Here is a 22270-nt window from a genome sequence, read left to right as displayed (position 1 = left end):
TATTGGTTTACGAATATTGGTTTACAGAAATCGAATATAAAGAATAGCTATGATTTACTTTGTGTTGTTGCTGCCTTGCTTAACGATTCAAGCACAGTACTGATTTTATCAAGCACCGCATCACAACCTTTAATGTCATGACGTTGCTTAAGGTATTGCGGATTGTTATACGACAACCAAACCTTGTTGTGCGCATCTTCAGTAATGAGCACTTTTTGCGGCAAATCGATAGCCACCTGCTGATTACACTGCATTAATTGAGTCCCAATCTTAGGGTTACCAAAAATTATCACCTCAGTTGCAGGTAAACTTAACTCAACACCTTCAGCATTTTTTTGATGATCAATGCGCGCAAATACCGTAAAGCCCTTATCCTTAATAATCGACTCAAATCTGTCTGCTGTGATTTTAGGCGAAAATTGACTTTGATGAGTAATCAAACTGTCGACAGCAAACACTGACGCAGTGGTAAATACTGAAGTAGATGTAAAAAACAGCGTAATCGCCAGCGTGAGATTTTTGATCATACAATGCTCCATTTGTTATGCGTAAGCTAAATGCTAAAACTGGCCACTAGAGTTAAAGCTAGAGACTAGAAACTCATATTAGATGTTAGGTTTAAATTATTTGGTTTAAATTAATAGGTTTAAAATGTTATATACGACGACTAAATACAACATATAGCCAAGGTCTGTATAAACACAAGCATAAATACACGTAATACCAATCAGGATAAATAAGTGATCAGAGATTGCGTAGGAAAAGTCGCTAAGAATAAGGCAAAAATTGCAACTAGCTAGTTGTTCTCACTTTAAAATTTCTAACGGCGTTATAAGCGATTGTAACCAGTAAGAATGATCACATTCTTGTGCTGATTGGTATAATATCGATCCTATTTTGCTGGTGGTCGTAAAAGCTAGAGGTTATGAGATTAAATTGACCGGATACTCAATGACGACACAACCTTTTTGATTTGGTATGCACTTATTTGCATAAGAGTTAAAAAATTACCGGGGCTGATACTTTTTAATTTGCATAAATATGAATAAGTATTCTTCTCGTGGTTTTGGGGTATAGGTGAATAAATCAATACTCCTTAACTCAGATAATAACCACCTCATGTTGTAGATATGCATTGCGCTCTAGTTGTAAACTACCCAGGCAAAGTGCGTCAGTTCGTTTTTTAATAAGAGGTTCAGTTTGTTTATAAGAGGTACGGCTTGGCGTCACATCATTCATTGTTAAACCACCAGCGTTATTTTGAACGCATAGGTCCAGATTATCGTGATGGCGCCTCGGTGAGTTTTTTAGAGATTAAAGATACTTTCGGCTTACGCCACATTCGTGTCGGTAAATGGGTCAATAAACAAGAGTCCGCACTAGCAGCCAATTTGATTTTCGATTCAATGGCAGACCTGGCCAACATACTCCGTGTGCCACCTGAGTTAATCGGCCTGCGCGGTAGCCTCAGGTTTGCCTTTGGTTCAGGCGGTCAAAAAGGCGTACAGGCACATTACTCACCCGCCTATAAAGAGTTAGCGTTAGCCAAAAATGCCGGAGCAGGGGCATTAGCTCATGAATTTTGGCATGCGTTCGATCACTACATTGCCGATAAAATGTTTATCGACGACAGTTTATTAAGCCCAGACGGTTACATGAATGCTGCAAACCAGTTTACTTGCGCAACAGACCATTGGCTGGCGGATAAAACCTTAATTGATCATCCGTTAAATCAGCAGTTATCTAATTTGTTTAAAGTCACGTTTCTAAGTGCTAACGGGCAGGAGCCTCACGACTATGTGCGCCGCGCTATTGCACTTGATAAAATGCAACGTTGCCACTATTTTGCCAAACCTACCGAAATGATGGCCCGCGCCTTTGAAGCTTGTATTGAAATGTATTCACAAGATTATGCTGACATATCTAATCCGTATCTTGTAAACAGCACTATCGACTCGCCTTTAACGAAACATGGCGCATATCCTGATGCGGTGCACAGTTTACAAATATACCAGGCGTTAATGAGTTATTTTGAACCATTAGGTATAGCCTTTGATAAACAACACTCTGTGCAAAACCAACTTTGAAAGCTTAACAGTTCCAAGTCACATCTTAACGTTGCCACATAAAAGATGCTCTTCTCTATAGTATTGCTCATCGGCTAACCATCTTCGCAATATGATTCGCATTTTGCGAATCATATTGCGTTTCAGTCTGCAAAAACATTCATCCTATTATGCTTGTTAAAATGCGATAAATAATAACATTCTTAAAATCAGTGGCTTAAGGTTTTTCTTGGTGAGTGGCGTGGTAATTGCTTTGTTTTATACAGTAAATGATGAAGGTTAATTGTTAATGCAAATAGCCTCAAGCTGGTTATGTTAATCGCAGGAGAAATTGCCGCGGAGGTAAGGATGGGTGTCAGAATCGAAATGCTTGAGTTTATTCAATGCGTGCTTGCCAAAGTTCTCATTCAGCATGATAAAGCAATCCAACCCTGTTTAATCAATAAAACGGGTTTTTACAGTGCCGTATATCAGTCTGATCCCGCGTTGATGCACCAGCAATTAAGTGAACTCATTCAACAAGCCCTTGTTAGCGCAAATTATCAGTTGGTATTAATCGTCTCGGAAAAAAATAAACATTTGGAATTAGAAATTTATTCCGATGACAGCGAGCAAATCGCTTCCAAATGCACGACACCTGAAAAAGCGTTTTATTCACAAGCGGTTTGCGTACCTGAACCGATGATAATGGTGCAATCGTTAGCGAAAATTGAATCAATTTTACCTTCTTTAATTAGCCATTCATCGCTTAATTTAACCCATAGCAATCAAGATGCTGCAATACACATCCTGATACTTGACGGTGCTGAAGAAAGTCTCAACTCTCCCATGGATAGCGACAAGGTTACACAACTTACCTTGTGTAATATTACAGATAATTCAGTCAACGACAAAGGCCAGAAAAATGCATTGTATTGGCCATTTTACGACACGGACATCATTAATATGATTAACAAAGAAACGGATAAGGCTGCGTTAAATATTCTAGTTGCTGATGACAGCATGCCAAGCTTAATTGCCACTAAAGCCATGTTAGAGAAGCTAGGCTGTAATGTTATGCCTGCAAGTGATGGAAATGCTGCGCTGGCACTCGCTCAGCAATATGCATTTGACCTACTATTTCTTGATGAAAGAATGCCTGGTTTGAATGGCAGCGACGTAGCACAAACGCTGATAGAACAAGACGGAAAAAATCAATTAACGCCAAAAGTGTCATTAACAGGTTTAACAGACCCTGATGAAATCGCACATTTATTTAGTAAAGGCATTACCCATTATCTTGAAAAGCCAGTGACAAAACTTGCTCTTGAGAAATTTCTAGTTCAATGGCAAGGCTGACCATAAACCTAAGGACGAGTGTAACAAAGGAGATTGCATTATGACGCAACTAGCAAAAAAAGCTTTGGTGTTAATCGGTTTTCAAAATGATTACTTTTTTGCTGATGGCATTTTACACAGCGTAATTGAAGAGTCGTCTAAAATTACTGGTGTGCTTCAGAACACGTTAACGCTACTAAGAAAACACGGAAATGATTTTGCTATCGTTGTAAACACGCCTATTTTTTTTACACAAGATTACAGTGAGTTAAGCAATCCTGTCGGGATTTTAAAAGTGATTAGTGACGTAGGTGCTTTCAAAGAAGGTTCTTACGGTGCCGAAGTTATCCAAGAGCTCGATGAATTTGACGATTTTATTAAAATTATTCCAGGTAAGCGTGGTCTTAATGCATTTACCAATACCACCTTAGCAGAAGTGTTACGTCAAGCTGGGGTAGAAGATGTGGTATTAGCGGGGACAGTGACCTCAATTTGTATTGACTCAACAGGACGTTCTGCCATTGATCTTGGTTTTAATGTCACAGTATTAGATGACTGCACATCAAGCCGAACACCATTTGAGCAATCATTCTATTGCCAAGAGGTGTTTCCTCTGTATGCAACGGTGTGTCATTCAACAGACTTAAGTTAAGTACGAGGCAACTTTCATGGCTGACGAATCCAATGATGAACTGCAAGTGCAAATTCAGTACGCCCTTGTTGAAAAACTCTCAAACGCTCAAAAACGACAAGCTAAATTACTTGAGCTGTTGGATGAGTGTATCTTTGAATGTAATAATCGCTTAGCGCTGACGTTCACTAATCCAGCCTGGCAAACGCGTTTAGGATACAGCTGTGACGAATTAGAAAACATGGACTTGTACACCATAATCCATTCATCTACCCAACGGTCGTTACTCGACAACTGCCTTAGTAAACTTGCTCAGGAAAACAACACTAAACCAGCGATTATTGAAGTACAACTCAAGTTACAAAATGGTCAACATCATTGGTTTGAGTTAAGACTGGTGCAGGATGGCGATGGCGGTTATATCGGTTCATTATTTGAAATCCAACAACATAAAGACATTCAAGCGCAATTACTGCATCAGCAAAACTACGTCAGACGTTTATCACTTGTGGCCAGTCATACTCAAAACCTAGTGGTGATAACTGACCGTGAAGGAAGAATTGAATGGGTCAATAAAAGCTTTGAAGAAAGGACCGGCTATTCACTTAAAAATATCATGGGGCAAAAGCCTGGATGTTTGTTACAAGGTAAAGAAAGCGATGCGCAAGCAATAAAGCAAATGTCTGATGCATTACGCGAAGGAAGAAGTTTTCAAACAGACATCATTAACTATAACAGTAACGGCGAACCGTATTGGGTAAATATTAATACCAGCCCTGTTATAGATAGTACCGGCAATATTAGCCATTTTATTGCCGTTCAAACCGATATTACACAGAGCAGAGCAGCACTGAGCGCATTAAAAGAAGCCAAATATCAAGCGGAGCAATTATCAGAAGCCAAGAGTCGTTTTATGGCGAATATCAGTCATGAAATCCGTACGCCCTTAAATGCGGTTATTGGATCGGCAGAAATTTTATTAGACAGCGGCCTGACTCGCGAGCAAAGTCGTTTTACCCAAATGATCAGAACCAGTAGTGGTGCGTTATTAAGTATTCTTGATGATGTGCTCACGTATTCACGTTTTGAAGCCGGAAAAATCAATATCTCCCATGATCCCTTTAAATTAGACCGTTGTCTTGAGGAAGCAATAGACATCGTGTCGGGCACGGCCTTAGAAAAGGGTTTATCGATCATATTAGATATCATGCCGAAAGTGCCATTGGCTATCATTGGTGATAAGCCGCGGATAAGACAAATATTAATTAACCTTTTGGCCAATGCTGTCAAATTTACTCACCAAGGCGAAGTGGTTGTGAAGGTTGATTATTTTGAACGCGAAGATCAGCTGATTTTACAGTTATCCGTGCAAGACACCGGCATTGGGATTGCAGAAGATAAAATCGATAATATGTTTGAAGCATTTATGCAGTCTGACACCTCATCAACCCGCGAGTATGGTGGCAGCGGCTTAGGTTTAGCGATTTGCCGACAAATTTGTGAGGCCATGGGCGGGGAAATACGTGTGCAATCTATTTTAGACGTTGGTAGTCAATTTACGGTTGAGTTTCCTTTACTTGTCGATCCTAAAATTTGCGACTCAACAGCTAAGATAATCAAGCATCGTCAATATTCACATTGTTGGATAGTGGGCCAGCATCACAGTTTAAATCCAGCCGTTGGCAACATGCTACAACACTATGGACTGACGTATTCGTCGTTTGCAAAACACACAGACTTACCTCATCGGGTTGCCAATAATGTCGACATCATTTTACTAACAGATCCAAAGCAGTTAGCTCATTGTCAGGAGTATCTGGCCATGGCTAATCAACAAATGCCAAGAAAAGTGTGCTTGTTTTCAATAGATCTACAGGGCAAAGAGTGTGGCTTTATTTACGACAATCAACATGAGATTTTACTTAACGGCCCTTTTAAGTTGTCGCACTTGAGTTGGGCGCTGGAGCTAATAGATGATCCTGATGAGAATTTAAATATTACTTCTGCGTGTAATAGTGCACTCCCATCTAGTTTAATAACTAAATACAACGACAAACATGTATTGATAGTCGAAGATAATATCAATAATCAAGTCGTTTTAAGTCAATTATTGGTTCAAGTGGGCTGTAAAACATCTTGTGTTGAACACGGTCAAGCAGCTATCGATTTCTTATCTACACACAATACAGATCTGATTTTAATGGATATTCAGATGCCGGTAATGGATGGCTTAACCGCCACTGAAAAAATTCGCTCAAGCAGAGAACCTTATAGTCAAACTCCTATAGTGGCTGTTACAGCAAACGCGATTCATGGAGACAAAAAGCGATTTATTCAAGCTGGAATGAACCAATATTTAGCAAAACCGATTAATCGAGACATGTTATACGAAGTACTCGACCGATATTTAAACCCTAGTCACAGCACTAAGCGCAGTAAACTCGACAAGTTGCAATATACATTACAGCAACTATCTGATTTATAGATCATATTAGCTAAGGCTACCTTTAGGGATAAAATATGGAACCTGCAAAAAATACGATTGATGAGGCCAACAGATTGCAAGCGTTACAGCACTTACACTTGCTAGATAGCGCACCAGAAGAACAATTTGATCACATGACTCGTTTTGTTCAAGCCTATTTCAATGTACCTATTTGTTTAATCAGTTTGATAGATAAAGAGCGTCAATGGTTTAAATCAAAGCAAGGCCTCGATGTCTGCGAAACAGGCCGAGACGAATCATTTTGCGGCCATGCCATTCATTCAAGCGACGTGTTTGTGGTTGAAAACACGTTAAGTGATCCTCGCTTTGCCGATAATCCGCTGGTTACTGGTGAACCTAACATACGATTTTATGCCGGCTACCCATTACAAACCGCTGGTGGCCATCGAATAGGTACGTTATGCATTATTGATTCAAAACCCAGGGCATTCAGCTACAGTGACAAGCAACATTTACAAGACTTTGGCAAAATTGTCGAAGGGCTTATTACCCAGCAACGTGCTGAGATCGAAATAGACAAACAAAACTCATTGATGCAGAGCATTATCAGTTTAATTACTAATAAAGTACCAATGTGGGGCCGTAAAGCTGTGGCATTCAGCATCAGCAGCGTAGCGTTTATCTCAAGCTTGTTGTTAGCGTATGTTACCGATAATCAACATATTACTGCCAAAGCAGGTGTTATTGCTGATCTTAGCCTGCGTGAAGCTACCCTCGACTCTAGCTTGCATTATGCAATATTTGTTTTTGCTGGTGGAGTGTTAGCTTTATTGATTTATTTCTTACTTCGATTACCCGCCAATCTCAGTAAAATGTTGCACATTTTATCGGTAAATCAAATTCGTAATGAAAGACGATTTAGAGACGCTATTGAAGCACTTGGTGATGGATTTATTATTTTTGATAAACAACAAAAAGTCGCCGTATACAACGAAAACTTTATTTCTTTATATCCACAGCTGGCAAATATTGTTCGTGAGGGAACTAGCTACAACGAATTAAGACTCAATGAAACCGTTAGGGGCTTAGTTAAAGACACTGAGTTTTTAGACGTTGATGACATTCGCCTTAATCAACCTGAGCGCATCATAGAACTAAACGACGGCCGTTGGATCAAAATGGTAGAAAGACCCATGCGCGATGGCGGTATTGTTGGGTTCCATATTGATATCACCGATATAAAACGTAACGAGATAGCATTAATCGAGGCCCGTCAAAAAGCCGAAACAGCCAATTTAGTTAAATCTAAGTTTCTGGCAAATGTCAGTCACGAAGTTCGCACCCCGCTTAATGGAATAATGGGCTTGCTCGATGTCATGTTAGATGATGAAACGCTTACTTCAGAGCAACAATTTTATCTTTCTACTATGCTCGAGTCGTCTAACAGTTTGCTAAAGATATTAAATGACATACTTGATGTGAGTAAAATCGAAGCAGGTAAATTGATACTTATCTCAGAGCCTTTCGATTTTAATGCGACTTTAGAGTCAGCTTGTCGTCTTATGTCGACTAATGCAAAATCAAGTGGTTTATCACTCGATATTGATTTACCAAATTCAGAGTTAAGTTTGCTGGGTGATAAGGGACGACTTCGTCAATTGGTTCTGAACTTACTTTCGAATGCAATTAAATTCACCAATAAAGGTAAAGTAAGTTTAACAGCGACCTTTGAAATGCTCTCAGATCTGGAAGTCAATGTGGTTATAGCGATTACAGACACCGGTATTGGCATCCCTAAATCGATGTTAACACATATTTTAGAGCCGTTTACGCAGGTCGATACATCAGCGAAAAAGCAATATGCTGGCACAGGTTTAGGATTGGCCATCAGTAATAACTTAGTTAAATTAATGCACGGCACGCTCACTATCCACAGTGAAGAACAGCTGGGCACCCAAATAATTATTAACTTACCGTTTCAAATGGCAAAGCCGATTGAATACAGCTCGCAAGCATTAATTGAAAATTTGAATATCAAGGGTAAAAATTTAAAAATATTGTTAGCAGACGACGACATGACAAATCAGTTAGTCATGAAAGCCATGTTTGCCAACTTTAATTGCAATATCGATATTGTTAGTGATGGCATTGAAGCGCTAAACGCTGCTCAAAAACAGCAATATGACATCATTTTAATGGACATATACATGCCTAATATGGACGGCATAGCAGCTTCAAAATGTATTCGTGCTAATTCATTGTCGTGCGCAACGCCCATCATTGCCTTTACTGCTAATGCGATGGAAGGCGACAGAACACGGTTTTTAGACGCTGGAATGGACGACTATATTTCTAAGCCTGTAAATAAAATAACCCTACTTAAAATCTTGTCTAAATACCTATAGTTGCCATCTGTTTGCATTGTATTTTGATTCGCAAAATGCAAGTAGATTGGCAACTTGCCTGACAGGATTTTTTTTATTAAATGCCCACTAAACCCTAATCTATTTAAATCATTAAAATCAACACTTTAAATGGTCTTAGTTAATAAGCTTATTGGCTCAAGTCTTGCTATTACTCTATTACACTTAGAATTATTGTTTGGAGCAAGATATGCACGCCAAAAAGCACACAGTTGTAAACGAAGACGCGAGTAATTCAAATTGGAATGAGCTCACAGATGTGATTGATGAGGCACTCAAACAGCATTGTTTTAGTATGGTGTACCAACCGCTCATTTCCGTGCAAAGTGGTAAAGTAGTGGGTTTCGAATCGCTAGTTCGTTGTGAGTCACCCACATTTGGGGTCATTTCGCCCTGTGATTTTATTCCTTGTGCAGAACAAAGCGGTCAAATTTTAGAGCTAGGCAGTTGGATATTCCAACAAGCTTTATTAGATTTAAAACGCATGCGTAATCAGGGTATGCAAAACATTTGTTTATCGTTAAATGTATCGCCTGTGCAGTTATTACATACTAATGTTTACGAGCAGCTTATGTCACTGATTATCGAACTGAACATCCCACCTTCAGCCATTAAATTGGAGCTCACAGAAACGGCGTTAATTCACGATCCTCAAACGATTTGTAAAGTCTTTAACGCCTTTAAACAAGAAGATGTGCAAATATGGCTTGATGATTTTGGGACTGGTTTTGCTTCACTCAGTTTACTGCGAAAATTTAATATTGATGGTCTTAAAATCGACCGTAGCTTTGTCAATGGCATCGCAGATAACAATGATGACTTCACTTTATGTAGCGCTGTCATTGCCATGGCTCAACGTTTAGGGTTGCACATAGTTGCCGAAGGGGTAGAAACAGAAAGCCAACTGCAAATTCTGAGTCAACTAGGCTGTGATGTGGTGCAAGGATACTTACTGGGAAAACCGCAAACCTTAGAAAAGAACTTAAGTCTTTGGAGTTAATCGATATCAACAATACCCGACGAGTAAAACAAGCTACCGAAGTCGCATATTGATTTGCAAATTGCAAATCAATATGCGACTTTACTTAATATGAATGTTTTATCAATAAAAATGTAAGTGATAAGTGTTTGATATTTAAATTGAAAAACCATGCTCCATTATGGCTTAACTCTTGCGTTATCTATGTTAGCAACATAATTGATATAACGAAGAAAAATGCATAATCAATGGCCAAACATGAGGTGACGAATGTCCGACGCAACAGAAATTACCGCATGTCCAATCATGCAGCAAGGCACACTCAATACGTTGAAATCCGACTTAGGAACAGATACTTACCAGCACTTATTGAGCCTTTTTGAACAAGAGTTAACCCAGTTGCATGCTAAGTTATTCATTGCAGTCGAACAACAACAGTTTCAAGACATTAACAATGCCACTCATATTCTCAAAAATACTGCCGCGTTATATGGTGCCGAACGTTTATCCGCCAGCGCCTCTTTGGTTTATCAACTGAAATCAAACCAATCATACATTGCGCAAACTCAACAGTTAATAGACATCATCAACGACACATTAACTGAATATAAAGCACACATAAACTCGATAGCAGAGTAGGGAGTAGGCCATGAATACAACTCAAAAACCACTGGTATATGTTGTAGAAGACAGCTTATCAAGTGGCGCTTTGTATTGCAGCCAGTTAAAAAATGCCGGTTTTGAAACTGAACATTTCGTCGATGGATATTCTGCGTTAGTTGCCATTAAAGCCAAGATGCCTGCAGTATTAGTACAAGATGTATGCTTACCGGACATTAGCGGTTTAGAAGTGCTTAAATATGTTAATAAACAAGAGGTGGCGGCTAAAGTTATTATTATTACCTCTAATAGTTCTATTGATGTTGCCGTTGATGCAATGCGTCTTGGTGGTTACGATTTTATTGAAAAACCTTTTACTTCAGAGCGCCTTATTACCTCTGTATCCAATGCAATTAAACAGCAAAATCAAGATTTAAAAACCGTAGAAGTTGAGCCAGAAGCTACAGCGCTAGATAGGATAAACTTTATTGGTGAATCATTATCAATGCATACCGTGTTTCGTTTACTTGAAAGCGCTGCGCGCAGCAAAGCCAGTGTGTTTGTCACCGGTGAAAGTGGAACAGGTAAAGAGGTGTGTGCCCTTGGGCTTCATCAGGCGAGTGCCCGTGAGCAAGGTCCATTTATTGCCATTAACTGTGCTGCTATTCCTGCAGAATTATTCGAGTCTGAGTTTTTTGGTCATGTGAAAGGTGCATTTAGTGGGGCATTAACCGATCGTAAAGGTGCGGTTGAAGTGGCTAATGGTGGCACGTTGTTTTTAGATGAAATTTGCGAAATGCAATTAAACCTGCAAGCTAAGTTATTACGTTTTTTACAAACGGGTACATTTTGTAAGGTCGGTAGTAGCGAAGTATTGCAAAGCGATGTGAGGATTGTGTGCGCAACTAACCGTAATCCAGCAGAAGAAGTTGGTGAGGGACGCTTTCGTGAAGATCTATATTACCGACTTAATGTTATCCCAGTAGTTCTGCCACCGCTTCGCGATCGCGGTGAAGACATCTTATTATTAGCGAATCATATTTTAACTTCTAAAACGACTGAAAATAATAAAAAATTTGAAAACTTTAGTAACGAAGTAAAGCAAATATTCATGCAATATGATTGGCCTGGTAACATTCGTGAATTGCAAAATGTGATAGAAAACATTGTGGTGATCTATGACGGTCAAAGCGTTCAATCAGACATGTTACCGAACAATTTTGGACACAGTGTCGTCAACCACTATCAGTATTCACCTCAGAGTCCAATGACTCAACCTAAAGCATCGGCAGTTAGCAATACGCTAGTCACACCACAAGGGTCAATGCCGACACAAAGCACTGCACCTAATAACATTATTCAACTGTGGATAGTTGAAAAAAATGCGATTGAAGATGCGATAAGCCAGTGCGACGGCAATATCCCATTAGCTGCCGCGTATCTTGGCATAAGTGCATCGACCATTTATCGCAAAATGAAAAGCTGGGCTGAATCTTAACAAGCCTCAATTGTCTGCACTTAACATTGTATCGACGCAGTATTAAATAAATCACCTTTAGGTGATTTTTTTAAATGTAAGCCTAAACACCAACACTTAGTTGTGAAATTATTTCACTCATAAATTCGATCTCAATATTCCTAGATTGCTTTGCAAAATGCGAATCAACTTGTGTTTCATGATGTTGACAATCTTGCAATCGAAACTGATTGCGTTTAAGTTATTGTTTTAAATTGTTAATAAGTAATTTATATTGTTGGCTAGCTTCCTGCATTCATCATTGTACAGTCTGAGATGACGCGATAAATGACAGGAGTAAGCGATGAAACAATTTCTTTGTGCAACCTCAATATGGTTATTTCTATTGAGTAGCCCGGTATTATCAGCGACCAATGGCCTGGATTTTATCGAAACGGCAGACGGACGTCAGTCAGATAAAATTCGTGAAATGGTGCAATGGACACATTCCCGTCTAGTGTTTAAAAAAAGCATTTCAAGAGTCGCCATTGGTCAAGATGCCATTATGCAGGTTGAAGTGTTAGACAAAAACGAAGTGCTGGCATTAGCTAAAAAAGTGGGCCGAACCAGTCTTATTGTGTGGTATACCGATGACAGCTCGGAAACATTTCTATTTAGCGTGACAGAAGACTTAAGCGTGTTACGTCAAGCGCTGCATGATATTCATCCCAAGGTTCGCTTAACGTTAGCGCCCGACAGAGCCGCGTTAGTATTACGTGGTCGTGTGCCTACTGTTAAATACAAAATGGCAGCAGAATCTGCTGCACGTCATTATCTAGATGCCGGCAATAATCAGCTAATCGACAACAGTTTAGTGGTTAAATCATCAAACGATCTGCTTGCTGGGTTAAGTCAAAATATTCGCTTACCATCATTACAACAGCGTAAATCTCCCGGATTAACTAAAGGTAATGCAGCCATCATCAATTTAATCCAAGTAGATTTATTGCCGATGAACATGGCTGAAAAAGTCAAAAAGGCGATTAATCAACTAGGTGGGCAATCAGTTAATGTCAGCCGTATTCAAAAAGGCGATTTGCCTAATGATCAGGCCGACACGTTATTGCTTAGCGGCCAAGTTGAAACCCAGGTTGATTTAGTCAGAGTGCTTAATCTAGCGGCAAGACTATTCACTGGCGATAGAGTCAATACTGTTACCGGTAAAGTCGATAACGACAGTAATGACATTACCGTAATTGCCAATGAGTCTGGCGGACTAATTAACTCGGGCCAACAAAGTAGCAGAGCGGGTTCAACAACCAGCAACTCTACTTCAAGTTCTACGGGCAATAACGTTAAATCGAATATTGCACGTGCAAAATTATTGTCGATGGCCAACGGCAGATTACTTTCCACCATCGAAGTACGCGATTTACCGCAAGTGAGAGTGGCCATTCAAATGTATGAAGTGAATCGTCGAAGCTTAACTCAATGGCGTCCAGATTTTTCATTAATCACTAATGGATACAATAAGTCTGACGGTAACTTTGGTTTAGAAGGCGCAACCAACCAGGCATTAGGCTCAGGCCAGGTTGAAAATGCACTTCAGGTGCTCGGCGGAGCCCTAATTAATAACTTCCAGGTTGGCGGCAGCGAGGTGGCATTTGATTTGTTGTTTTCATTGCTTGAAAAAGACGGCATATCACGAACACTTTCGCGTCCTAATTTAACCGTATTATCAGGCGAAAAAGCAGTATTTCGTGCCGGTGGTGAAGTTCCTGTACCCACATCATTTTCACCTAATGGCATCAGCAGTGGCGATACTGGCGGCAATAGCCAAGGAATATTTAGTGGTACAGAGTTTAAGTCTTTTGGAATCGAACTTGGGGTGCGAGCCATGGTAGATGAAAACGATTTGATAACCCTGGATTTAAGCCCAAGTATTTCAACGCCAGACACCTTATTAACTCAGCAAATTTCATCAAGTACAGGGTCATCATTAACAACTAGCGCATTTAATGTGAGAAACCTAACCACGAGTACCCGTTTACGTGATGGTCAGCCATTAATCATAGGTGGTTTAGTTAGTCGTGATATCAGTGATTCACGTGACTTTGTGCCTGGCATAAACGATGTGCCTTTATTAGGTAAATTAACGGAATCATCGCAAGAAGCCGACACCGCACGTGAACTGATTATTATTGTTACGCCAACGTTAGTGCGCGAACCGCGCCATGACGTAGCATTATGGCAATTCCAGTCTTCAACAGAAATGCTACAAAGCATGCAATATTAATCACAATAGAGGATTAACTGATGAAAACATTATCTTATTTACATATTGCTGGCCTATGTATGCTTACATTAGCCAGCAGTGCTTGTACCAACATCAATAACACTACACAAGCTTACCAACCCGATGAGCAATTAGATGCCGTATTGTCAAAATACAATGTTAATGCATCATACGGTATTCATTGCCAAGGTTATCAAGCTGCGGTGAGTGACTGCGGACGACTGGCAAACGAATTAGGTGCGTTATCGATGAGCTATCCACAGCATCAAAAAATTGGTTTTACGTCTGCCATTGTGTATCACCAGGTGGGCCAAAAAATAGACAGTCAAATGGTGTTAGACCGTCTATTAGCACAACAAAATCCAATGTCTGAAGTCGCTATTTTACGCAGCCAAATTGCCATGCAAGAAGGTAACATTACCCTTGCAAGAACCGTCTTGCAGCGCCAGGTACAATTACAGCCTGACCATCCAGAATTACACGCGACACTAGCCGCAACCTATTATTTAGAGGGCCGTTATAAAAAAGCGCAAGCGGTTATCGCAACCGCAGATAGGTTAGGAGCCCCCGTTTGGCGAACCAGCTATCACTTGGGGTTAATACATGAAGCTCAGTCTCATTGGGCCCAGGCTTGTCACTTTTATGCAGATACTTTAGATTCAATGCCTGATCATCGACAGAGCTTATCTCGCTTACTGTACTTAAGTGATCATCCTGAATGTCGAGTCGCTTACAGCCGAATTTAAACGATGTGTAAAATCTAAAAGCTTCCAGATGGAAGCTTTTTTATTGGGAACTCGGCATATTGCAAACCGCATCCAAGGTTTCGCATTTTGCAAATCATTGTGCTGTTCATATCTGCTATTGCTTAATGCTTATGTTGTCTTGTGGCAACTAAATCAATTCAACATTTACATAAGCTATTGTTTAAATTCTATTATTTTAAATTCTAGCTAAGTTGTCGATATTGGCATGCACTTCGCAACTATTGAAACAGAGGCAAAGATAAGTAATGGGACATGTCTCTTAGTCAAAGAGAAATCTATTCTCTACTCCTAACACAATCAACCAACTGGGTGATGTGAACAAGACAGAAACTAACATGAGGTACACATTATGAAATCAATTAAATCAATGATCAAAAACAGCAAAAAGCAGGGTGGTTTTGTTATGACTTCAGAGTTGATTTTATTATCAACCGTCATGGCAGCAGGTTTAGTTATCGGCCTAACCACAATGCGAGATTCTGTTACCGCAGAACTTGAAGATGTCGCTGAAGCCATTGGCTCGTTAGATCAAAGTTACGCATTTGACGGCATTATCAATGCAGAAAATACTGCCGAAATCAGTGGATCAGGCTTTATTGATGCCGTGGATGTTAATGCCGGTGACGGTGCAACATTTACCTTTGTTGCTAGCGACTTTAGTGAAGCTGCGGTATCGATTTCAAATACGCCTAGTGCTGCAGGCGCTTCTCCTTCAGTAGAAGACGGTAGTTTAGATAATTAATCGTTAGTCTTGGTCGGTTGTCTCACCGCGAGGCAATCGGCGCCTTCAATTAGATTAACAACACATCGAAGAGGTGCAACATGAAACGCAAATTCACAGGTAGTACAACGATAGCCATCGCACTATTCGTGACCTCTGGCGTGTTGGCATCGGCATTAGGTATTCGCCAAATCGATCGTTTAACCACCACAACAGCATTGATATTAACCCAAAACTTACAGGCAGGAGATGTCATTACCTCTGAGGCATTGGTCCGTAAGAAAACTGAACAACAAGGTATTGAACAGAGCATTCAAAATCCACAACTACTGTTGGGTAAAGTCATCAATGTCGCTAAAAAAAGCGGAGAAGCGATTTATGCCAACGAATTAGCGACTCCTAAGGTCAAATCGTTGTCATACGCCGTGCCAGAGGGCCGAGTGCTATTCACCCTAAGCCAGCCGCCATCAGGCTTACCATTTTCTAAGCTAAACCAAGGTGATAGGTTTGATATTTTGGTGAGAGGTCGTACTAATGTGCGAACCGTTGCTCGTAACGTGCAATTAATTGGTTTACTCAAACCACAGAACAAAAATACCGCCAATAGCGGCAGTAAAATAGAGAGTCTTAATTCACAAAATACCAAAGCAACGTCGGGTAAAACAGCACTCGTTATGGCTGTAAGACCAGCTGATGTATATCCACTGGCAAGCATTGGAGCTAACGACATCGTCACTATTGTGCTTCATAGCGCTTATGACATTGCCAATGGCACTCAACCATTATTAGGAATGGCCAAAACCCATCGTGAGGTGATTATTCATAGCGGTAATCGTCGTAAAACCGTCAGCATAGCGCGTGAATAAACGGTATTAATACAACCCGTAGGAGGTGAGGTATGTTTAATTCAGCCCAAAACATTTTTACTCCAACAGCACACAATGTGATGTCGATGCCTAACGACGAAATGCGTCGTCTTAAGCAACTGCTCCATAACAGTTTAATCGATGATATGGAAAACGATGACTCACTTCACTTAAAGCAGCCTGCACAGCTCAAAACGCAATTACATGAGCTTATTGAAACTCTACCAGGTCAACAGCAACAACCCATGAATACGGCAGACAAAAGTTTGTTGATTCAACAGGTCATGGAAGAGTTACATGGGTTAGGTCCTATTTCTGAGTTAATGCTCGATAATGGCGTAACTGACATTTTAATTAATGGTCCTTTTTCAATCTGGGTAGAGCGTCATGGGGTATTACAACAAACCCCGCATACCTTCGACAGTGAATCACACTTAAGACGATTCCTTGAACGCATAGTCAGTGCGCAAGGCCGTCAGTTAGATGCCAATAACCCTATGGTCGATGCCATGCTTGCTGATGGCAGTCGATTACATGCGGTTATACCGCCTTTATCTAACATTGGCGCAGTAGTATCAATCCGTCGATTTCATCACGAAACAATCAGTGCAGAAACACTCGTAAACAGCCGGTTTATTAGTGAAGATATTTTACAGTTTTTAGAAAAGGCGGTTATTGCGGGCGTTAATATTGTCATAGCAGGCAGCGCAGGTGCAGGTAAAACCAGCTTATTAAATGTGATCTCTGGCTTCATTCCTCGTCGTGAACGAGTGATTACCATAGAAGAAACAGCTGAGTTGCAGTTACAGCACCCACACGTTATCCCACTAGAAAGCCGCAGTACAAATGGTGAAGGTCATGGCGAAGTATCATTACGAGCGTTAGTCAAAACCGCATTAAGAATGCGTGCCGATAGAATTATTGTTGGTGAGGTAAGAGGTGGTGAAGTGTTCGACATGCTTCAGGCCATGAACTGTGGTCACGATGGAAGTTTAACCACAGTGCATGCCAATAACCCGAAAGATGTGATTAATAGACTGAGATCACTGGCTCAAATGGAAGAGGCATCAATTAGCCGAGACACCATTGACCAAATGATTAACTCATCTATTCAGATTATCGTGCAAGTGAGACGTTTTAACGATGGTAGCCGTCGAGTGGTTAGTGTCTGTGAAGTTGTACAAACCGAACTGAACACCCAGGTTAGACCGCTATTTGAGTTTAAACACAACACCGAACATGCCAGTAACCGCATCGTGGGCGAACATCTATGTTGCGCTGATTATTGTCACTTAAGCGAAACTATCGCGGCGAAAGGATATGACGTAACGGCATTAAACGAACTGTTCACTGGAGCAGAATATGCCTTGGTATGAATGGCTAATTCTATTAGTGCTTATTATCGTGATGATAATTTGTGCCAAAGAATGGTGGCAAGACAGTAATCTTAAAAAATCTTGGTCTGCTACATCGAGCAAAAATGCATCTGGCTTACAGCACAAATTGCGCTTGTTAGACATTAACCTAGCCCCCATTAGCGTGATATTGGGCATTATTAGCTTGTCTGTTTGCACCTATGTCGCCATCAATTATGCCTTTCCCAAGCAACAAGGTATCGCAATTATAATGGCGCTTGCCATTATGTTGAGTAGCTATTTTTTACTTGATGATTTAGTCACCTGGCGTACAAAAAAAGTGGAAACGGAATTAGTCGATGCCATGGATACGATGCATTCATCGTTGCAGGCAGGTTTATCCCCACTGCAAGCTATTTCGACAGCTGCCAATTTAGCCAAAGGGGTATTGAAGAGTGAATTAACCGAAGTCGTGACTCGTTTGTCGTCTGGTTACGATGCAAGCCAAGCAGTACATCGATTAGTCAGTCGTTATAACACAGAGGGAACCCGTTTATTTGCTCAAGCATTAGTCGCAAGACATCAAACAGGTAGCGATTTTAGTGCAATGCTCCAAGCCGTGAGTCAATTAATGCGCCAGCGTATTGAGCAATATCAATATATTAATAGCCAAATGTCAGCCACGCGCTACGCCGCTATTTTTTGTGGGCTAATGCCTTATGCACTAATCCCGCTTTTTATTTCACAAGAACAGCAATGGTTTACTCCATTACTTGAGCATCCCAATGGTGCTAACTTTTTAAGCACAGCTTTATTTCTACAGATTGTTGGATTCTTTTGGTTACGTAAAGTATTAAAGGCCAATGTATGAATATTTCACTGTATGCAGACATTATTTTAGGGTTGCTGTTAATCGCAACCACCTGGTTATTCTATCTTTTTCATAACACTCGAGTGGATGATAAAGACATCACCACCATAAGTGAAATAGTGCCATTAGAGCGGATATATCCCGCCATGCTGATCCGCCAAGCGGGTTTGTCTGTACTGCGAAATCGTATGTTGTACTGGTCGATTAAAATCAGTTTAGTGTTTGTCACTATTATGATGCTGTTTGAATTTATGTCTGAGCTAAGCCTGTGGGCTAAAGCGGGCATGACGATAAGCGCCTTTTTAGGGCTCGATATTTGGTTGTTGCTTAAACGCCAGGTTAGAAAGCAGCGCATTAATCATTCATTAGAGTTTTTTATCAGTTTACTCATAGTGTATTTAAAATCTGGAACCGCATTAAGCCAAGCATTTAGATTATCTGCAGAGTATGGCTTAGCCAAAGATCATCCCTTGGCTGACGAATTACTATTGTTGTCGTTAGAAATCGAATCGGGCCGAGATCGCGAAAGGGCATTTGAAGATCTTGCTAGCCGAACGGGAGTGCAAAACTTAACCAAGCTTGCAGCCATTATTCATATTGGTTTGAAAATCGGCTCGCCACTGGTCAATTGTTTGCAGTCGCAATTAAGTTCAATACAGCAACAGCGCCAACAGATTGTGAACGCCAAAATTAACCGCAAATCGTTAGAGTTATTATTACCAATGCTATTAGTGTGTTTTCCAATGTTTTTAGTCTTGGTATTTTTTCCTGCTGCGATTCAATTCATCGACTTATTAACCGTATTAGGCGACTTAATATAAGGCAGGCAAACATGAATCAAGCACCTTTAGCCACTCATTATCGCCAAGCTGGGTTTGTATTAACCATAGAGCTAATTTTAATTACCACTATTTTAATTATTGGCAGTTTTGTTGGGATCTCTGCAGTCAGAAATGCCCTAGTAAAACAACAAGTCGCGCAGCAAGACCGCACCATAACCGTGTCAGACAGTAATGGCGTTAAATTAGGTAAAATGCTCAGTTTAAATGAACATGAAACACCAATTATTCCGTTTATAGATAATAGCGTCGCACCATTAGCGCCCGATCCAGCGCATCAAAACTATAGGGCTCTGCTAGGCGTAAGGGATGACCGATTTACCTCAAGAGAGCCTGTATATTACGACGCGCCAAATTGCACCGGTAACCCTTGCATTAAAGGCACAAGCGACGAAACCTCAGACAGTGTCGGTGTTGACGGTATCAATGGCACAGGTGCAGTGAGTTATTTTCATGCATTACAAGGTGGGCCTAACTATGCGATAGGCCGTTCAAACAATAATGTGACCGGTTATTTATTTCGTTCAACACCGCAACAGTGCCCCGTCAATATAAGCCAAATTGAGTCACGCTATTTATCGCAAAAAGTGATCTCAGGTATGCCATGCGAGTCATTTAGTGTAGAGCAAGCCGAAGCCGATGTGAGTTGCCTGGTGGGGGTAGAGTCGGGGTCATCGATCATTAATATCGGTCCCACAATTGATAACCCTGTGTGCGATCAATGTCCTGCAGGTACTGAGGCGCAAGGGGACACCTTAGATCGAAATCGTTCAGCCATTGAGCCGCTCATCAACACCGTATTTAGTACGTTATCGTTAACCGGTTTAGTGCCCAATGTCGATGTCACGTTAGGCGAGGTATGTTGTCCTATTGGCACTAGATTGGACGAAAACAACGATCTCACCAGCTCTGTCACTTACATTGCATTAGCTACCGCCTTTGATCTGCTAAACGTTAATTTAATCGACAATCCTTTGGTCTCAAACTTACTTGCAAGTTTGGGAATACAACAAGGGACACTCAATTGTGTCGCCGATATTAATTTGCTCAGTGCAGAGCAAGTGGTTGATCCATTTAACGATAATCAAAATGTATTACAGCGTTTTACACCGCCATTTAAGGTTAACTTGCCAAGTGTGAGTAACGAAGATAGCTGGATTTATGTCGCGCCAGACGGCGAAGGCGTTAACAGCGGATTATAGAGGTAAAAGTTATGCAGCATTTACATGAGCAAACATTACAACAAATGTACTTAGCTTCGTTATCTGTTATAGCGGCGCATAATGAAGATAAATCAAATCAATTACTCACCCAGTTAAAGGGCGATACCCAATCGTTATTGGCTTGTACATGTCGGCCATTAGAGGTGTCTGAACAGCACATGCTTGAGTTTTGCCGAGATGTATTACTCTGTTTGTCTAAGGCATCTAAGCCAAGTAATGTGCAGCACAGAATTAAGCATCTTGATATTGCAGCCAGTTCTAACGATGATAATCCTGCACCATTAGTTAATGAAGAACTTGAGTTTATTCAACAGCAATTTATTGAATAGATTCTAGCGATATTATCATTTTTACAATATTTACAGATAGTTATCTAGTAATATGATGAATTATATCTATCGATATAATAAATAGTATGCCAATAACTCATTAAAACGAGGACTGCATTAGTTCTTGTCGATCTTAAGCCGCACGTACTACTCATCAAGTACCTTTAAACCACCATTCAAGTGTTAATTATTCTGCATAACCATCCAAATACTAACGCCATTTCTATGCTACTACATCGAGTAAACCAGTATTTATATCTCCATTTACGTCATCTACTCGAAAACCTAAGTAGCGCGGTTAGTTTGTCGCTGTATAACAATCAAACAATCAACCAATCGCAAATTGCTAATCATTTGCAAAATGCGAATATCGCATTGCATTTTGCAAACCTGCCAGACTCTTAAAGCACAAAATCAAGCCGATAATTAAAATAATCCCATTTAAACAGTATCTTATAGTTTTTATCAAAGTTGGCATTCTACCTGCAATATTTAAATCGAGTTCCAAATAACTCTTAATTTTAAACAACACCGAGGTGACATATGAAAAAACTACATATCGCAATCGCAGCATTATTATCTTCTTCTGTAGCTATGAGCCCATCATTTGCAAGTGAAATACGTGGTGATGTCGATGTATCACTCGTTATTGGTGAAGGGTGTGCCGTAAACGGTACCGCAGATGCTGGTGCGGGTATTAACAAATTTGGCTCAGTCGACTTTGGCGAACAAAGTAACTTAGACCTGTTTATTGATGCTGAGTCAGCAGGAGCGGCAGGAGCGGGCAGTATCGAGCTGACGTGTAATACAAGCTTAGCGTATAGCGTGGCGCTTGATGATGGTTCAAACCCACAGGCCGGACAACGTCGTGTTTCACGCGGTGGTTTAGATTTTGTGGACTATGAACTTTATCAAGATGCTGCACGCTCTGTGCGTTGGGGTGAAGGCCCGCAGTCACAAGCCTTAACCGGTACTGGCGCAGTACAGCCATTAACTATTTATGGTCGTGTACTGGCAGGACAAACCACACCCGCGGCAGGTAACTACTTAGATACAGTGCGAATGACTATCTCGTGGTAAGCAAC

The 22270-nt window shown here is 40.6% G+C and carries 19 protein-coding genes; 18 read left to right on the top strand and 1 reads right to left on the bottom strand.

The window, feature by feature from the left end:
• Positions 1-47: 47 nt before the first annotated feature.
• The gene (locus IEY40_RS02690) at positions 48-527 is read right to left on the bottom strand and encodes a DUF302 domain-containing protein (protein ID WP_188953061.1); all 480 of its coding nucleotides are present in this window, start codon (positions 525-527) and stop codon (positions 48-50) included.
• 711 nt (positions 528-1238) lie between these two features.
• Here IEY40_RS02690 and IEY40_RS02685 point away from each other — a divergent pair.
• From IEY40_RS02685 to IEY40_RS02600, 18 genes are all read left to right on the top strand, one after another.
• Entirely contained in the window at positions 1239-2087 is an 849-nt protein-coding gene (locus IEY40_RS02685) for a CLCA_X family protein (RefSeq protein WP_188953485.1), read from the top strand.
• A gap of 327 nt (positions 2088-2414) precedes the next feature.
• Positions 2415-3404 carry a response regulator gene (locus IEY40_RS02680; protein ID WP_188953059.1) on the top strand — a complete coding sequence of 330 codons (990 nt, stop codon included), beginning with the start codon at positions 2415-2417 and terminating at the stop codon, positions 3402-3404.
• A gap of 40 nt (positions 3405-3444) precedes the next feature.
• Positions 3445-4035 (top strand): cysteine hydrolase family protein, encoded by a 591-nt coding sequence (locus tag IEY40_RS02675; protein ID WP_188953057.1) that lies wholly within the window; start codon positions 3445-3447, stop codon positions 4033-4035.
• 16 nt (positions 4036-4051) lie between these two features.
• Entirely contained in the window at positions 4052-6499 is a 2448-nt protein-coding gene (locus tag IEY40_RS02670) for an ATP-binding protein (protein ID WP_188953055.1), read from the top strand.
• 35 nt (positions 6500-6534) lie between these two features.
• A complete protein-coding gene (locus IEY40_RS02665; protein WP_188953053.1) occupies positions 6535-8865 on the top strand; it encodes a GAF domain-containing hybrid sensor histidine kinase/response regulator in 2331 nt (776 codons plus the stop codon).
• 208 nt (positions 8866-9073) lie between these two features.
• The gene (locus tag IEY40_RS02660; protein WP_229776986.1) at positions 9074-9883 is read left to right on the top strand and encodes a putative bifunctional diguanylate cyclase/phosphodiesterase; all 810 of its coding nucleotides are present in this window, start codon (positions 9074-9076) and stop codon (positions 9881-9883) included.
• Between the two features lie 249 nt (positions 9884-10132).
• The gene (locus IEY40_RS02655) at positions 10133-10501 is read left to right on the top strand and encodes an Hpt domain-containing protein (RefSeq protein WP_188953051.1); all 369 of its coding nucleotides are present in this window, start codon (positions 10133-10135) and stop codon (positions 10499-10501) included.
• Between the two features lie 10 nt (positions 10502-10511).
• Positions 10512-11960 (top strand): sigma-54-dependent transcriptional regulator, encoded by a 1449-nt coding sequence (locus IEY40_RS02650; RefSeq protein ID WP_188953049.1) that lies wholly within the window; start codon positions 10512-10514, stop codon positions 11958-11960.
• A 322-nt stretch (positions 11961-12282) separates the two neighbouring features.
• Complete coding sequence (locus IEY40_RS02645; protein WP_188953048.1) at positions 12283-14214, top strand: secretin GspD/PilQ domain-containing protein; 1932 nt, start codon at positions 12283-12285, stop codon at positions 14212-14214.
• A gap of 20 nt (positions 14215-14234) precedes the next feature.
• Positions 14235-14960, top strand: a complete 726-nt coding sequence (locus IEY40_RS02640) for a tetratricopeptide repeat protein (protein ID WP_188953046.1) — start codon at positions 14235-14237, stop codon at positions 14958-14960.
• A gap of 370 nt (positions 14961-15330) precedes the next feature.
• Positions 15331-15723 carry a hypothetical protein gene (locus IEY40_RS02635; protein ID WP_188953044.1) on the top strand — a complete coding sequence of 131 codons (393 nt, stop codon included), beginning with the start codon at positions 15331-15333 and terminating at the stop codon, positions 15721-15723.
• Positions 15724-15803: 80 nt separating this feature from the next.
• The gene (locus IEY40_RS02630) at positions 15804-16568 is read left to right on the top strand and encodes a CpaB family protein (protein WP_188953042.1); all 765 of its coding nucleotides are present in this window, start codon (positions 15804-15806) and stop codon (positions 16566-16568) included.
• Positions 16569-16600: 32 nt separating this feature from the next.
• Positions 16601-17944 carry a TadA family conjugal transfer-associated ATPase gene (locus IEY40_RS02625; protein ID WP_188953040.1) on the top strand — a complete coding sequence of 448 codons (1344 nt, stop codon included), beginning with the start codon at positions 16601-16603 and terminating at the stop codon, positions 17942-17944.
• The gene (locus IEY40_RS02620; RefSeq protein ID WP_188953038.1) at positions 17931-18794 is read left to right on the top strand and encodes a type II secretion system F family protein; all 864 of its coding nucleotides are present in this window, start codon (positions 17931-17933) and stop codon (positions 18792-18794) included. Before IEY40_RS02625 ends, IEY40_RS02620 begins: the two co-directional genes overlap by 14 nt.
• Entirely contained in the window at positions 18791-19615 is an 825-nt protein-coding gene (locus tag IEY40_RS02615; protein ID WP_188953036.1) for a type II secretion system F family protein, read from the top strand. The genes IEY40_RS02620 and IEY40_RS02615 overlap by 4 nt, the downstream gene beginning before the upstream one ends.
• An 11-nt stretch (positions 19616-19626) precedes the next feature.
• On the top strand, positions 19627-20835 hold the full coding sequence (locus IEY40_RS02610; protein WP_188953034.1) for a hypothetical protein: 1209 nt from the start codon (positions 19627-19629) through the stop codon (positions 20833-20835).
• Positions 20836-20846: 11 nt separating this feature from the next.
• Positions 20847-21185, top strand: a complete 339-nt coding sequence (locus IEY40_RS02605) for a hypothetical protein (protein WP_188953031.1) — start codon at positions 20847-20849, stop codon at positions 21183-21185.
• A 543-nt stretch (positions 21186-21728) separates the two neighbouring features.
• Positions 21729-22265, top strand: coding sequence for a Csu type fimbrial protein (locus tag IEY40_RS02600; RefSeq protein ID WP_188953029.1), 537 nt, complete (start codon positions 21729-21731; stop codon positions 22263-22265).
• Positions 22266-22270: the final 5 nt, after the last annotated feature.

The organism is Shewanella ulleungensis (assembly GCF_014648315.1).
GTDB lineage: Bacteria > Pseudomonadota > Gammaproteobacteria > Enterobacterales > Shewanellaceae > Shewanella > Shewanella ulleungensis.
The sequence above is the reverse complement of the archived record's forward strand: the minus strand, read 5'-3'. Positions and strand labels throughout refer to the sequence as shown.